Origin of the sequence: Methylobacterium currus, from assembly GCF_003058325.1 — a bacterium.
Classification (GTDB): domain Bacteria; phylum Pseudomonadota; class Alphaproteobacteria; order Rhizobiales; family Beijerinckiaceae; genus Methylobacterium; species Methylobacterium currus.
This window is the reverse complement of the sequence record NZ_CP028843.1, coordinates 5,498,308-5,513,347: the sequence shown is the minus strand read 5'-3', so window position 1 is coordinate 5,513,347 and position 15,040 is coordinate 5,498,308. Positions and strand designations below refer to the sequence as shown.

The following is a 15,040-nucleotide window of genomic DNA, read 5'->3' as shown; positions in this document are numbered from 1 at the left end:
CGATGCCGATCCCCCCCGGTTCCGGCCTGCGCCCGCGCGCGCTCGCCCTCCTCCTCACCCTCCTCCCCGGCACCGCCCTGGCGCAGGGCGCACCCGATACCATCGCCCTCGACGAGATCGCGGTCGCCGGCGCGAGCCCGCCCGGTCCCGCCTTCGGCGTCGCCGCCCCGCCGGGTTCGGGCCCGAGCGTGATCGAGCACCCGGTCGGCGAGGTGGTGACGGGAATCGGCCGGCGGGACGTGATCGCGAACCGCCCGGCGACCAGCGTCGGCCAGGTGCTGGTCAACAGCCCGGGCGTCACAATGCGTCAGGGCAACGGGCCGCGCGACGTGGTGGTGTCGATCCGCGGCAACAACGCCCGCTCGACCGGCGTGATCAAGAACATGGTGGTGCTGGAGGACGGCTTCGTCGTCACCCAGCCCGACGGCGCCTCGCGCTTCGACATCGCCGACCCGCGGGCCTATTCGCGCATCGACGTCTTCCGCGGGCCGCAATCACCCCTCTTCGGCAACTACGCCACCGGCGGTGCGCTCGCCTTCCGCACCCGCACCGGCCGGGAGATCGACGGCTACGAGATCGGCATCGACGCCGGCAGCTTCGGCACCCTCAACCACTATGTCACGGTCGGCGGCGCGAGCGGTCCCTCAGAGGTCAGCCTGTTCGCCAGCGATTTCCGGCTCAACGGCTTCCAGGACCATGCCAGCGCCGACACCCAGACGGTCAACCTGCTGGCGAGCTACACCCCCAGTCCGGACAACCGCTTCACCCTGAAGGTCATCAACAACACCCTCGACGCCGACCTCGCCGCCCGCTCGTCGCTCGCGCAGTACCGGATCAACCCGTACCAGCGCGGCTGCGCGAGTGCCGCGACCGCGGCGGCGGGCTGCACCACCTTCAACCTGTTCCGCAACGGCGCCTTCGGCGCCACCGTGCCGGTGACGGCGGACGAGGGCGCCTTCGGCCGCACCGACCGGCGCACGATCATCGCCGGCCGCTGGGAGCACGACATCGACGCCGACACGACGTGGCGCACGCAAGTCGGCTTCGACGAGCGCAACTTCGACCAGCCGTTCTACACCTCGTCGTCGCGCGGCAGCTATCCGTCCTACAATGTCCTGTCCGACATCACCCATCGCGGCGAGATGTTCGGCCTGCCGGTCGTCGGCTACGCGGCTTTCTCCTACAGCGCGATCGACAACCACATCGCCCTCTACAACCGGGCGCCCTATGGCGGCCCGCGGCTCGGCGCGCTCACGAGCAACCAGGAGGCTTCGCAGTCGAATCTCGGCGGCCGGGCCCGGGCCGAGGTCGCGCTCTCCGAGCAATGGACCGGGGTGCTCGGCGTCTCGGCCGAGAACACCTGGCTGACAGGGCGCACCCTCACCTACGCCTATTCGGCCGCCGGCACGACCCGCGCCCTGGCCGAGATCGACCGCAGCTTCCTCAACGTGGCGCCCGAACTGGCGCTGGTCTACCGGCCCGATACGGCCTGGGCCTTCCGGGGCCGCCTCGCCGCCGGCTACGCCACCCCGGCGGCGAGCGCGCTGTTCGTCACCCCGGCCGGCGTGCCGGGCAACAACACCGATTTGCGCACCCAGACCAATCTCGGCTTCGATCTTGGCGTCGACTGGTCGCCCCTGCCCGATCTGCGCCTGAGCCTGACCGGCTTCTACGAATTCTTCCGCAACGAGTTCGTCACCCAGTCGCCGGGGGCGGGCCTGCTCAGCTACACCTTCAACGCCCCGGCCTCGGAGCATCGCGGCATCGAGGCGGGCGCCGAGTGGGCCTTCTCGCCCGGCTGGCGCGCTGTCGCGGCCTACGGCCTCAACGACCAAGTCTACACCCGCTACGTCGAGCAATTGAGCGCCGGCAGCCTGACCGCGCGGTTCGACCGGGCGGGCCGCCTGATCCCGGGTGTACCGGCCCACCAGCTCCTCGCCCGCATCGGCTACGACCAGCCATCGGGACCACTGAAAGGTCTCGGCGCCTTCGTCGAGGCGGTCTACCAGGACGGGTTCTTCCTCGACAACGCCAACCTGCTGCGGGCGCCGGGCTACACGATCGTCAACGCCAACATCCACTACGACACCGACCTGATCGGATCCTATGCCAAGCGCCTCAGCCTCTATGTCGAGATGCGCAACATCCTCGACATGACCTATATCGCCTCGGCCCAGCCGCTGGCGAACTCGATCAGCGCCGTGACCGGCTTGCAGAACGGGGCGAGCGTGCTCGCCACGACCACCGGCTCGATCTTCGCCGGCGCGCCGCGCAGCGTCATCGGGGGGATGAAGCTGGCGTTCTGAGAACCGCTCGCATCAGCGCAACGGAATCTTGTGATCCTCGCTCGGTTTCGCGGACACCTCTGATACGCTCGGTGCGGGCGGGGAAGGTGTTTGAGGCAGAGACACGACGCGAGTTCACCCCCGAGCTCAAACGCGAGGCGGTGGCCCTGCTTGCGCCAGTGGCGGACCGTGCTGGTGGAAAAGGCTCCCCGCCACAGCAACCCGCGGGCTTGCCGGGCTCTGCTCCTGCGAGCCCGGTCGCCTCGCCGTCCGACCGGGCGGCCGAGATCGCCCGCCTGCGCCGCGACCCCGACCGGACGCGCATGGAGCGCGACGTGCTGAAAAAACCGATCGGCATCTTCGCGGCGATGCCCAAGTGACGTTCGCCTTCATCGAGCCGCATGCGACCACCTGGCCGGTGCGTCACATGTGCCGCGTGCTCGGAGTGTCGCCCAGTGGGTATCACGGCTGGCGATCACGCTCTGAGAGCGCGCGGTCGGCCTCCAACCGCCAGCGCCTCGACGAGGTGCAGCGAACCCATACCGGGCATCACAGGCGATATGGTTCGCCTCGGGGGCATGCCGCAACGGGGGCGGATCACCCCCCTGAGGTGAGCACGTTCGACGGTCTCACCCATCTCTCGCTGGCCCAGACCCGGGCCGGTCAAGGCGGCGAGGCCGCGGCAGCCCGGACCGTGCTCAAGAGCTTGCGTCCGAACGGCTGCACCATCACGGCCGATGCGCTCCACTGCCGCGCCGACACGGCTGCGGTCATCCGGGAGGCGGGCGCCGACGACGTGCTCGGGCTCAAGACGAACCAGCGGATCCTGTAAGCCAGCGCCGAGGCCGCCTGCGCCACGGCGCCTGATGACCTGCCGTCCCTGACGCGCGGCGAGACCGGGCATAGCCGCCACGAGCAGCGGACCGCCAGCGTCATGCGGACTCCGGCGGCGGCGCGTGGATGTCCGCGTCCAATCCCGAGTGAACGTCGCGATGGCAGGAGCATCACAGGTCCGCGCCTGCGTGATCCAGGCGTCGATGTCCGCGGGCGGCGTCCTGATCATCGGCGACGGTCTTGCCCTTCCCGGCGGCGCGCATGAGTGCGGTGAAGCGGCGGGCCAGACCCGTGACGGTCCGCGCGGTGTCGTCCTGCTCGACGCGGCTCACCACAGCCGCGTCGCCCTCATCCAAGACCGAGAACGGTTGCACGAGCAGCCCCGCAAGCTGCCGTGCCGGCGGCAACGGGGCTTCCGTTATAGGCGGCTCCGAGGCGGATGGCTGCCGACGACAACAAGAGAATCTGGCGAAGGACGTATTGTCGGTCTACGGTATTGCCATGCTCTACTGACCTGCCGTGAGCCGAGTGGCACCAGGCGTTTGCACACGCACGATATCTCCCGGCTCGAGAAGCGTCCCCTCCGTCGCGAGCCGCTCTTGTGCTGCGGCCCCGTCACCGCGCAGTACGAGATAGGCCGGCCGTGGCTCGTCAGGTCGCGATCGCGTGCCGGCCCCGGTCGGCGCGATGCCCTCCGCTTCCGCGAGAAGCTGCCGCTGCGTCTCGATGCGCGCGCCGACCTCGTTGAGATCGCTGTCGGCTTGCTGAAGCTCGGTGATCAGCGCGGCTTGTCTCTGATTTGCCAGGGCTACCCGATTTTGTTCAGTGCGGCTGATGGTCTGGCGCGCTCGTGAGATGAACGTCTCAAGCTCACGCTGCTTGCTCTCGATCTGCGCAAGGTTGCGCTCGAGGAGGTACTGGCGTGCGGTGGGTGTGAGCCCGCGCCCCACCATGACTCGCACCTCGTCCAGTTCGCGGCGGATGAGCTGGGCCTCCCGTCCCTGCGCATCGATTGTCGCCCGCAGGCTGGCGATCTCGTCATTGAGGTGGGTGACCTGCTCCGTCAGCCGGTTGGTGTCGTCAAGGAAGGATTTGCGTCGAGCTTGCATCAGCCGACGCTCCTCCTCGAGATGACCTGCGACGTCGAGGGCCGGTCCGGCCTCCGCGGGCGGGCGGATATCCGGCGCATTGTCGAGCTCCGATTGCAGGCGGGCGCGGCGAACGGTCAGGAGCGTCCGTTTGGCCGCGAGGATCTTGAGATCGCCAGCAGCAAGTGCTGCATCACGCTCGAGCCGCAGCCCGGCATCCGAGGCCCGGTAGTAACCGCCAGCCATCGCAATCGCGTGGAGCACCGTCATGCCCGACCGATAGGGGTACTCCCCCGGCCGCTGCACGCTACCGAGAATGTAGTAGGATAGCTGGTAGGCGCGGGTCTGCGCGGCTACGGCAGAAGGAACTCCGAGGAGCATTATGATGATGCCCGACGCAAAAAGTGCCGACCTGAGAGCGCGATCGAATGGCATGCTCACCCTCGACAACAGAGGCCTTCCAATATATATTAGTAGTCATCTTGCCACATCGCAACCATGAAATATTGCTGCCGATGCTCAAGATCATACTCAAACAAATTATCCGTTCGCGGTATAATTATTACAAATGTATTTTAGTCTCGCCGAGCCGTCACCCTTTTCCAGGCAGCATATCAATAGCAGAGCGCCGTATCTTGCCTACCGCCCCTCAGGCCGATATATTGCAATGCCTCCGAAGCAAGGAGCGTGCCTGATGGACGCGTCGCAGAGCGAAGGGACGACGCAATGAACGCCATACCGAGCCTGTTCGGCTCCGAGCCCGAGGTTCGGTCCGACAGTCACGGCTTCAGCGTCACTGATTTTCGGCGGCTGATGCGCAAGCACGGCCTCCTGATTCTCGCATGCTTCAGTATCGTGACAAGCCTCATCGCCTGGGGCGTGGCTCGCCTGCCACCAGCCTACACGAGCAGGGCGCTCGTCCTCGTCAAACTCGAACAGGCTGGCACGCCATCCTTCTTCTCGGGCATCGCAGCCTTTCGCGACTCTACGACCCAGGACAGCGCCAACCGCCGCATGGAAAACGAGATGGAGCTCGCGGAGAGCTGGCCGCTCTCAGCCGACGTCGTGCGCGCGTTGGGACTACGCTACGATCAAGTCTACCATCCACCGCTTACTCACCTCATGCGTCCTTTTGCGGACGCATTCGATCGGTTCGTCGCCCCTATTCTAGGTCTCTCGCCCGATCCGGACAAGCGCGGCTTTGGTGAAACCGTCTCTGCCTTCCGGGCCAGCCTCGACGTGACACCGGTCGCCAGCAAGAGCAGCGACACCAATTCGAACATCGTATCGATGCAGCTGCGCGGCACCGATCCCGAACGCACGCGGCTCGCCTTGGAGGAGCTCATCACCCGCTTCCTGCGGCACGATGCGGATGAGAATCGCGAAACGGCGCGCAAGGCTCAGGCTGTGGTGGCGCGCCACGCGGAAACGGCCGAGGCCGAGGTTGTGGCGGCGCAGCATCGGGTCGAGACGTTTCTTGCTGCCTTGGGCGGTTCGGCCAAGCCCGAGCAACGCGAGCTCGGCACACCGCGCGACCCGACAACCATCGTCCGGCTCAAGGCTCGTTTGCAAGACCTGCGGATGGAGCTTCTCGAGTTGCGCATTCAATACGCGGAACCGACCGAGCAGACGCGTGCTCTCGAGGGTGTCATTACGGCCCTGACCGAGGAGCTCGATCGCGAGCAGCGCGGCGTAGCGCGCAGCGACGCCGTCTTGCAGCGCCTTGAGCGGGACCTGCGCCTCAAGGAGAGTGCGCTCATGGACCTTCAGAAGCGACTCGGTCAGATCGCGCTCTACCTTGAAATGACCGAGGGCGAGTTCACGAACCGCGTGGTGGTCGAGCCTCCCTTGAAGGCTCGCAGCTCCGACTGGAAAACCCGGCTCGCTATCGCCGCCGCAGGGTCCGTTGCCAGTCTCTTCCTCGGTTTTGCACTCGCCGGACTCCGCGAGCTGGTCGACCCACGCCTCCAGACGGCTGCCGAAGCGCGCGTGAGTCTCGGCATCCCCGTCCTTGCGGCAATGCCGATCTTCAAGGCCGACACCATCCGTAACAGCTTCGCGTCCCTGTATCCCACGACCGTCCGGGCAAGCTTGCCAACGAGCGTCCATGAGCGATCTTCATAGTCTCTTCGGGGGACTCAGCCTCGCGCTCTTCAGCCAAATGGCCGAACATGGTTCGTCTGGGCGCTGCCTGCCGTATCCCTTCACGGCTGCCGTCGGCAGCGCACGGCGGGGCGAGGGACGTACCTTCGTGGCCGAGGGGCTCGCGCTCCATGCGGCCTCTCTCAGTCCACACCGGATGATGCTCGTGGACGGGAACAGCGCGCGATCACACCTCACGGGGCGTTACGGCGGCCAGGGCGAGCCCGGGCTTTTCGACTTTCTACGGGGTTCGGACGCGGTGCCTCGGCTTCTGACCAGCCCGTTGCCGAACCTATCGATCGTGGGTAGCGGCAACCTGCCCGATCCGACACTGCTCTACCGACAGGATGGATTGAAGCGATTTCTCACCTGGGCCGGCGAGCGGGCGAATGCGATCATCATCGATATGCCCTCCTTCGAGACGGACGCGCTGCCGATCGTGGCCGCGGTCGATCGCGTGCTCCTGGTCGTGGACGCGACCACCACGTCACGGCAGGCAGCGAAGGCCGCGCTCGCACGCATCCCAAAGAGCAAATCGTGGGGCGTGGTCCTGAACAGGTGTCCATCCCACGGTCTCGCGGCGGTGACATGATGGGCCGGCTGACAAGGAATGAGTGATGATCGCCCCTGCCCAGGTGAGCGCATCTCTCGGCGCTTGGCTCGCCGCAATGACGGCAGCCGTCGCGCTTGCCGCAATGTTCCTGATAATCATCGACCTGCCTCCGACTTGGGCGATCTTGATGCTGCTCGCGGCGCTTGGATTTGCTTGCGTCGCGTGGAGTGGAAACCCGCGCGACAGCTTGCTATCGATCTTCCTTCTAACGCTGCCTGTCGAGATCTCGAAGGCCCTGACCTCGGAAGGTTCGGCCTACAGCCCGACGCTGTCGGTTTATCTTTACGATCTTGCCTTCATCCCGCTCACGGGATTCTGGGTCCTCGACCGGCTCGTAGGTGTGCCGCGCGCGCGCTGGAGCCGTCTGCATACCGTCGCCGCGGCCTTCCTGGTTTGGATGGCGATCTCGGCCGCGACCTCGATCGCATCGGTGAGCTGGTCGATTTTCCTCAATTTTTTGAAGTATTTCACATATCTCCTTGTCATCGGCGACCTGACCCGAGATCCTCGGCGACTGCGGATCGCCATCTACTCGCTCGCAGCCGGTCTTGCACTCCAGCTCAGCATGGTCGTGCTACAGGTTGTGACGGGATCCGATCTGCAAATCCGTGGCTCGAAGAACACTGATCTCGGCCGTCTTCTCGTGTTCGAGCAGGGCGGAGGTCTTCACGTACGTCGCCCTTCCGGCTTCCTGGCCCATCCCAACGTCTTCTCCGATTATTTGACCTTTGCCCTGCCGCCGCTCATGGCGCTCGCCTTGCTCGGTCCCGCCAAACTGCGACGCGCATGGTGGCCGACCGTGCTTCTGCTCGTCGGCTCACTCGTCGCACTCGTCCTTGCCCTGTCCCGCGGCGGCTGGATTGCTTTCGCCTCATCCGCCCTCTTCGTCCTTGCAGTGGGGTGGCTGCGCGGTCTCGTCCAGGCCAGACACATCGCGGCCCTTGCGGTCTGTGGCATGCTCGCGGCGGCGATTTTGCCCGTGGCGTTCCCTGCTGCCATCTATCGGGTGACGCTCAGCGATCAGCGTTCCTCGGATGCGCGCTTGGCAATGATCGACCAAGCCCTTCTGATCATCCGTCGCTTCCCAATTACCGGCGTAGGGCTGGCGGGTTACAATCAAGCCGCCCAGACTAATATTCCTACATCATTCGCATCACTCCTACCGGCATTCCGTGAGACACTGCTCAAGGGAGTCGTACATAATAAATATCTACTCACGTTTGCCGAGTCCGGAATAATCGGTATTGCCCTTTTCTGCGCGATGTTAGTAATTTATATTACCATGCCCTTAAAGTATAACATGCAGATAAATTCAGAATACTGGGCGTTTTTACTTGGGCTGTCAGGCGCAGGAGTAGCGCAAATGGTTTTCTACTTATTTGATCATTTTTCTTATGATATTAGACTTGGACTTCTCTATACGATGGCGGCGCTGATGATCGGCGTATGCGACCAACTGGAACGCGCCTGTGAGGCAGCATGCGCATACTCCACATCGACCCCGACGACATAGACAACCCGCTAAGCGGGGGCGGTCCACGTCGAACGTTCGAAATCTGCCGGCGCCTTGCCCAGCGCCACGAGATTACCGTCGTGACGCCAACCTTCCCCGGTTCGACGCCGGTGCTCCTGCGGGAGGGGGTGCGTTATGTCCGCCTCGGCCGACGCGTCGGCAACCACGGTTCCTCGCATCACATCACGTTCTTCTTCGCGCTGCCGGGCTTGGTGCGGCGGCAAAGCTGCGACCTCATCGTGGAGGATTTTATGCCGCCGGCGTCTGTGACCCTGACGCCGCTGCTTGCGCGGGCGCCTGTCATCGCCTCCGTCCAGTGGTCCTATGCGCGCACCCTCGCGCAGCAATACCGTGTGCCCTTCCACTGGATCGAGGCCGCAGGCCTGCGCTTCTACAATAACTTCATCACGATGAGCGAAGACGCACGTCACGATCTTCTGAGGCGGCGACCCGGCGCCAGGATCGAGGCGATCGGGAACGGCGTCAGCGATGATCTCTTCGACGTTCCAGAGAGGCCGGGAGACGCGATTCTCTATCTCGGCCGCGTGGACCTCGAGCGCAAGGGTGTAGGAATGCTGCTGGAGGCCTACGCGCGGCTTCCGGCGCCGCGCCCGCCCCTCATCATTGCGGGGCACGGGTGGGAGCACGCAGCGACCGAGCGGCGGGCGGGCGAACTCGGCGTCGCGGACACGACCCGCGTCCTCGGCCGCGTCGACGCCGTGGAACGGCGCGAACTGCTTGCGGCCTGCCGCTTCGCCGTGTTCCCTTCGCGGGAAGAAACCTTTGGAATGGTGATCACGGAGGCCTGCGCCGCATCAAGGCCCGTCATCCATTTTGATGTGCCGCCGATGAACGAGATCGCACAGGGTGCGGGCAACATCGCTGTGCCGGCCTTCGATATTCCCCTCTTCGCCGAGGCGATGGCAAGCCTCGCGCGGGCGCGCGACGCGGAGATCGTCGCGCGCGGACGCGACTGCCGTGCCCACGTCCAAGACCAGTGCTGGGACGCAGTCGCTGCCCGCCAGGAGGCGTTCTATCTCGAAACCGTCGAGCGTGCGCGACAGTCTGGATCTGCGCGTCTCAGGTCATCATGAGCCTGAGCGCGAGGCGGACATTGTGGGCGCTTGAGCGAGCACGCTCGTTGAGTCGCGGGTCGCGACGCACAAGAACGGCGCAACGATAAATTGCCCAGCGCAGCGCAAAACCAGTCACGGTCAATGTGTCGAACAGATATGTTCGCAGTCGTCCCGCCCTGTGCGCGTAGAACGTCCGCATCCCCTTGAGCGATGTCAAAAGCACCTCGCCGGATTGCTGCTTCATACTGGCGCCTTGGAAGTGGGTCACGGTGGCAATAGGCGTATAGATGACGCGTCCCCCGGCCGCACGGATGCGATGACAGAGATCGATATCTTCGCCATACATCCAGTAGACCGGGTCGAAGAGGGGCGGAGGCACGCGCTCGCGCCGAAGCATGAGGCAGGCGCCGGTCACCCAGTCGACGTCGATGTCCTCGGCGACATCGCGGGTGAGGTAGATCGAGCTGTCGCGCCCAGTCCAAGCGAGGAGCGAGGCTGGGAACAAGTAATGGGCGGCAACGCTACCGAGCGTAGGAAATCGCCCCCCAGTCCACCGCTGCAGCGATCCGTCCGCGTTGCAGAGGCGGCAGCCCGCGGCAGCAACGTCGGGCCGCGCACGCAGATGCGCGAGGAGGCGCTCGACCGCTCGGTCTTGGATGAGCGTGTCGGGGTTGAGCAGGAGCACGAAAGGAGCGTTCGTCTCTTCGAAGGCGAGCGTGTTCGCGCGCCCAAATCCCAGGTTCTTGCCGGATGCGATGAGGCGGACGCTCGGGAATTCCGATCGCACCATCTCGATCGTGCCGTCACCTGAAGCGTTGTCGACCACGATGACGTCCAGCGCCCCGTCGCCGAGATCGGTTTCGCTGAAAAGCGAGGCGAGGCAGTCCCGCAGGAGATCACATACCCGCCAAGAGACGATGATGACCGTCAGGACAGGAGCCGTCACGGTGCCACCCTCATCGCGGCGCTTCTGGCCCCACGAGCGTGCATGTAAGGTGCAATGATTGCGACATCAGAGGGAACCGAGCGGAGTATCGTCACGCCCGGTCCCATTTGCACGCGACTGCCGACCACGACTCGCCCAGCAACGACGACGTTCACACCGAGCGTGACATCGTCGCCAAGGCGCGGGCAGATGTCGAGCGCAGCGCCGAAGGCGGGCGCCCCCAGCGGCCCCACGATTGCCTTGGTGTACAGAGTCAGGTTTCGGCCGGCACTGCCGCGGAAGACGATCCCTGGCGGATGCGGCACGTAGAGGCCGGGTCCTATCCGCGCGGACGGCTCGATGAGGGCCCTGCTGAAAACGAGGTTCGCGCGGGCCACAGCTCGGCCCAGGCGGATGGAGCCTCTCGTGTGCAAGGCGTGGGCCAGGCGGTAAAGTGCGCAGCAGATCAGAGAAGGTGTCAACAGAATGCTTGTTTGCCTCAGCAGACCGGGCTTATGTCCCTGGAATGCCTGCGCCTGCTGCGCGTACCGGATGACGTCCGAGGCGATCAAGCTTAAGATCCCGCCATGACGCTCTTCGGCCGAGGCAAGATTCACATTTGTTGGTAATTGATTCATCGGCTCGGCTCATGAGATGAGATGTAGCGAGCAACCTAATGCGCACTATAGCGCACCTCGCATGCCGCCGTCACTCCGGGGGATTGCCGATGCTGACCAAACCTTTCACCGCGGAATTGAGCGGCTACAAGGGTATTCTGCCAACGGGCACCGTGCGCAGTGACGTCACGACCGAGGACTACGCTGATGCGCAGGAGATCTTCCAACCCGGCAAGGCCAGGGGCTTCCTCTTGCCCATCATTCGCGAGGCCCCCGCACGAACACTGCTCGACGTAGGCTGCGGCATGGGTGGAATGGCCACAGCGCTTGAAGAGGAGGGCTACCAGAGCTACGGCGTCGATCTGCCGGGTCTTGAACGGCGTTGGGCCTCGGCGGGACGGAGTCCCGACCGGTTCTTCCTTGTCGACCCAGATCGCTTCGCACTGCCGTTCGTCGACGGTTCGATCGACTTTGCGTTTACATTCGGCGTGATCGAGCATGTCGGGACGACCGATGGTCACGCCGATCGGCGACCGAATTGGCACACGGCCAGGCGCGATTGGCTGCGCGAGATCTTCCGGGTCCTGCGGCCCGGCGGCCGCATGCTGGTCGGCGGCCCGAATCGAGGTTTCCTGCTCGACGTCGCGCACGGGCCCGACAGTCGAGCCGCAGCCTGGGAGCTCTGGCTCACGCGTCGCCTCGGCGTGACGGTCCACCGGATCTGGGGCGACAACTTTCTCTGGGCCTATGGCGACGTGCGGCGATACCTCGACGGGCTGCCCTGCACGATCGAAGCGAGGAGCGTTGCGGGATTTCTGGAGTTTTCGCGTGCGCCGGCCGCGCTGCGTGGCCTCGCGCGCGCCTATGTGCGCCATCTCCCACGCGCGCTCCTTGGTACAGGTTTCAATCCGTGGGTCATGGCACTCATTACACGGACCCATTAAGGGCAGTGCTCCAGGTCTTTGATTTTGCCGCATCTTCTTCGACGAACCGGTATCCACGTCGTCGGAAGATGCTCTAGCGTCATCATCAGGAGTCTTCGCGTGACACCCTCGATCTCGCGTCGTGCTGTCCTGTACACGACCGTTGCGTTCGGCACGACGCTTCACAGTCGTCCAGCGCGCGCTGCCTACGAGGCGCGCGTCACCATCGACGCCTCCGCCTCGGGACGTCCGGTTAATCGCGCCGTCCTCGGCAGCAACGTGCAGTGGGTGGATCGCGGCGACGAAATGATCGACGGCGCCCGCCATCCTAAGCCAAGCATGGATGAGGCGGCGCGGCGCATTGGTCCGACCGTTCTGCGCTATCCCGGCGGTTCGCTGAGCGACCTTTATCCATGGCGCAACGGTGTCGGCCGGTCCCGGGGGGCAGGTACGCACTTCTTCAGCGGTGCCACGCAGACGATCGAGTTCGGCACGGACGAGTTCCTCGATCTCTGCGCGCGCCTTGGCGCCCGCCCTCTGATCACCGTCAACGTTGCGACCGGCACCCCTGATGACGCAGCCGACTGGGTGCGCTACGTGACCAAGGCCGCGCAACAGCGCGGCATCCCTCCTGCCGATTGGTGGGAGATCGGGAACGAGCCCTATCTGCGCGAGGACAAGCAGCGCGCGATCGCACTCGGACCTGATGAATATGTCCGGCGTGCCGACCCGATCATTGCAGCGATGCGAGGAGCGGCTCCGGGCCTCAAGCTCGGCATTCCCTTGCGGGCTGACCAGATCGGTGGGCTTCCGGCGACGCCTTTTCCTGGATTCAATCAGAAAGTCCTGCGCGGTTTACGCGAGAAATTCGATTTCGTCTCAACACACGAGGCCTACGCCCCATTCGCGGTTGATCGCTCCTACGCTGACAAGGACCTCTACCTCGCACTGATGGCGGCGCCCGAGCAGATCGCCGACGGCATCGCAGCGACGCGCGCGCAGGTCAGCGCACTGCTCGGGCGCACGTTGCCGATTGCCGTCACGGAGTGGAGCGCCCTTTTCAGCATAGGCGGGCGCAGCGATGGCCAGATCGCGACCGCGGCGGGTGCGCTGTTCGCGGCGGATCTGCTGCGGGTGTTCGTGCAACACAGCGATGTCATGGTCGCCAACCACTGGTCGTTGTCGGGCAACTGGCATTTCGGCGCTCTCGCTCAGGACGGACAGCCGCGACCGGTGGCAATCCTCCTCGCCGCCTTCGGCACGGCCCTCAGGGGAAACCTCATCCCCGCTTCTGTCGAAACGCCCTCGTTCCCGACGCCGCGGGTCGGCTACGTCGCTGCCCGGCCCGCCGTCCCACAGATGACGGCCCTCGCCATTCGTGACGAACGGCGCCTGACGCTGTCTCTCGTCAATCGGAGTCCGGACGCGTCCGCGAACGTTCGCGTCACCTGCGGGGTCAGCAGTCCGAAGGCGGCGTCAGCGCAGGTGCTTGCGCCTACATCGCCATTCGCCACGATTGTCGCGTGGGAGCGCAAGTCCGTCTCACTCGATGATGCGACGATCAGCCTTGAGATGCCCCCGCACGCGGTTGCTCTTCTCCAGATTGCGCTCGCTGCACCGTGAACATTCGGTGAGAGCCGCGCCTGGAATCGTGGCGTGGGCGTGAGGTCATGCGGCACTCCGGTTCTGCCAAGCAGAGCCCAGTTCCAGGGTAGGCGTTCGTCGATCCGCCGGGTGGGGTGAGCAGACAGCCAAGCCAGCACAACGGCCAGCCACGCCAGCGGATTCGACAGGGTTGAGATTCGCCCTGGTGATCGGTGTCCCCCTGGCTCCGGAGACCTAGCAGGCTGCTGAAAAAGGGCTTCGCCTGTCGGCAGAAGCGTGATTCACTCTTCTGGGATCATCGGGAGAGTTTTCAGTGCGTGGTCAGGATCTCCGAAGCAGCTCGCTGTTCTCCTACGTGGATCTCGAGCGCCGCATTCGGCCTGACCATCCCCTGAGAACGATCCGAACTTTGGTCGACGAGGCGCTCACGACGCTCGACGGGCAGTTCTCGGAGATCTACTCGCAGATTGGCCGCCCCTCGATCCCACCCGAGCAACTCCTGCGCGCCATGCTGCTCCAGGCATTCTACTCCGTGCGCTCCGAGCGACAGTTGATGGAGCGCCTCGACTTCGACCTGCTGTTCCGCTGGTTCGTCGGCCTCGGCATCGACGATCCCGTCTGGGATGCCTCCACCTTCTCCAAGAACCGCGATCGGCTGCTGGGCGGCAGCGTGGCCGCCGCCTTCCTGAGCGCCGTGCTGGCGATCCCGCGCGTCAAGCGGCTGCTGTCGCAGGATCATTTCACCGTCGATGGCACCTTGATCCAGGCTTGGGCCTCGATGAAGAGCCTCAAGCCCAAGGACATTGCGCCCTCCGACCCGCCTGATCCCCCGGCAGGCGGGCGCAATCCCGACGTCGACTTTCGCGGCAAGAGCCTGTCCAACGACACTCATCAGAGCAGCACTGACCCCCAGGCGCGGCTCTACCGCAAGGGTCAGGGCAAGGAAGCCAAGCTCTGCTTCATGGGTCATGCGCTCATGGAGAACCGCAATGGGCTGATCGTCGATGGCTGCGTGACCCAGGCGACGGGGCAGGCCGAGCGCGTCGCGGCCCTGGCGATGATCGAGAAACGGGCCAACCGTCCCACCCGCGTCACCCTGGGCGCCGACAAAGGTTACGACGCCGCGGACTTCGTGAACGAACTGCGCGCCATGGCGGTGACGCCGCACGTGGCCTGCAACACGGCGGGACGCCGCTCCGCCATCGACGGACGCACCACACGCCAGCCCGGCTATGCGATCAGCCAGACGATCCGCAAGCGGATCGAGGAAAGCTTCGGCTGGAGCAAGGAGATCGGCCTGATCGGCCGCATCCGGGTCCGCGGGCGGGAGCGGATCGACATGGCCTTCACCTTCACAGCCGCAGCCTTCAACCTCGTGCGGCTGCCAAAACTCCTCGGAGCGTAAGCGACCGCCTGACG

The 15,040-nt window shown here is 65.0% G+C and carries 13 protein-coding genes and 1 pseudogene; 10 read left to right on the top strand and 4 right to left on the bottom strand.

What is annotated here, in order from left to right:
• The first annotated feature begins 2 nt into the window (after positions 1 to 2).
• The 3 genes and pseudogenes from DA075_RS25405 to DA075_RS36770 all read left to right on the top strand — a co-directional run bounded on the left by DA075_RS25405 (position 3) and on the right by DA075_RS36770 (position 3,117).
• A complete protein-coding gene (locus DA075_RS25405; protein ID WP_099955592.1) occupies positions 3 to 2,306 on the top strand; it encodes a TonB-dependent receptor family protein in 2,304 nt (767 codons plus the stop codon).
• Between the two features lie 224 nt (positions 2,307 to 2,530).
• Positions 2,531 to 2,883 (top strand): annotated as a pseudogene (locus DA075_RS25400) (IS3 family transposase); the annotation flags it as partial.
• Between the two features lie 12 nt (positions 2,884 to 2,895).
• Positions 2,896 to 3,117, top strand: coding sequence for a transposase (locus DA075_RS36770; protein ID WP_164712170.1), 222 nt, complete (start codon positions 2,896 to 2,898; stop codon positions 3,115 to 3,117).
• A gap of 172 nt (positions 3,118 to 3,289) precedes the next feature.
• Here DA075_RS36770 and DA075_RS25395 read toward each other — a convergent pair whose 3' ends face one another.
• Positions 3,290 to 3,526, bottom strand: a complete 237-nt coding sequence (locus DA075_RS25395; RefSeq protein ID WP_099955591.1) for a hypothetical protein — start codon at positions 3,524 to 3,526, stop codon at positions 3,290 to 3,292.
• A gap of 99 nt (positions 3,527 to 3,625) precedes the next feature.
• Entirely contained in the window at positions 3,626 to 4,642 is a 1,017-nt protein-coding gene (locus DA075_RS25390; RefSeq protein ID WP_099955590.1) for an SLBB domain-containing protein, read from the bottom strand.
• Positions 4,643 to 4,933: 291 nt separating this feature from the next.
• On the opposite strand from DA075_RS25390, the gene DA075_RS25385 reads away from it, so the two are divergent.
• Genes DA075_RS25385 through DA075_RS25370 form a run of 4 tightly spaced genes read left to right on the top strand, consistent with a single transcriptional unit; the run spans position 4,934 to position 9,569 of the window.
• Positions 4,934 to 6,331: a GumC family protein gene (locus DA075_RS25385; RefSeq protein WP_099955589.1), complete on the top strand. Its 1,398-nt coding sequence runs from the start codon at positions 4,934 to 4,936 to the stop codon at positions 6,329 to 6,331.
• A complete protein-coding gene (locus tag DA075_RS25380; protein ID WP_099955588.1) occupies positions 6,315 to 6,941 on the top strand; it encodes a P-loop NTPase family protein in 627 nt (208 codons plus the stop codon). The genes DA075_RS25385 and DA075_RS25380 overlap by 17 nt, the downstream gene beginning before the upstream one ends.
• Positions 6,942 to 6,966: 25 nt before the next feature.
• Positions 6,967 to 8,475, top strand: coding sequence for an O-antigen ligase family protein (locus tag DA075_RS25375; protein WP_099955587.1), 1,509 nt, complete (start codon positions 6,967 to 6,969; stop codon positions 8,473 to 8,475).
• Entirely contained in the window at positions 8,442 to 9,569 is a 1,128-nt protein-coding gene (locus tag DA075_RS25370) for a glycosyltransferase family 4 protein (RefSeq protein WP_099955586.1), read from the top strand. The genes DA075_RS25375 and DA075_RS25370 overlap by 34 nt, the downstream gene beginning before the upstream one ends.
• Here DA075_RS25370 and DA075_RS25365 read toward each other — a convergent pair.
• Together DA075_RS25365 and DA075_RS25360 are read right to left on the bottom strand one after the other, a co-directional pair.
• Positions 9,556 to 10,497 (bottom strand): glycosyltransferase family 2 protein, encoded by a 942-nt coding sequence (locus tag DA075_RS25365; protein WP_099955585.1) that lies wholly within the window; start codon positions 10,495 to 10,497, stop codon positions 9,556 to 9,558. The genes DA075_RS25370 and DA075_RS25365 overlap by 14 nt on opposite strands.
• Positions 10,494 to 11,114: a hypothetical protein gene (locus DA075_RS25360; RefSeq protein ID WP_099955584.1), complete on the bottom strand. Its 621-nt coding sequence runs from the start codon at positions 11,112 to 11,114 to the stop codon at positions 10,494 to 10,496. Before DA075_RS25360 ends, DA075_RS25365 begins: the two co-directional genes overlap by 4 nt.
• An 89-nt stretch (positions 11,115 to 11,203) precedes the next feature.
• Here DA075_RS25360 and DA075_RS25355 point away from each other — a divergent pair, with 89 nt between their 5' ends.
• From DA075_RS25355 to DA075_RS25345, 3 genes are all read left to right on the top strand, one after another.
• The gene (locus tag DA075_RS25355) at positions 11,204 to 12,037 is read left to right on the top strand and encodes a class I SAM-dependent methyltransferase (protein WP_164712486.1); all 834 of its coding nucleotides are present in this window, start codon (positions 11,204 to 11,206) and stop codon (positions 12,035 to 12,037) included.
• A 99-nt stretch (positions 12,038 to 12,136) separates the two neighbouring features.
• Positions 12,137 to 13,639, top strand: a complete 1,503-nt coding sequence (locus DA075_RS25350) for a hypothetical protein (RefSeq protein ID WP_123834424.1) — start codon at positions 12,137 to 12,139, stop codon at positions 13,637 to 13,639.
• A gap of 295 nt (positions 13,640 to 13,934) precedes the next feature.
• On the top strand, positions 13,935 to 15,026 hold the full coding sequence (locus tag DA075_RS25345) for an IS5 family transposase (protein ID WP_099951685.1): 1,092 nt from the start codon (positions 13,935 to 13,937) through the stop codon (positions 15,024 to 15,026).
• Positions 15,027 to 15,040: the final 14 nt, after the last annotated feature.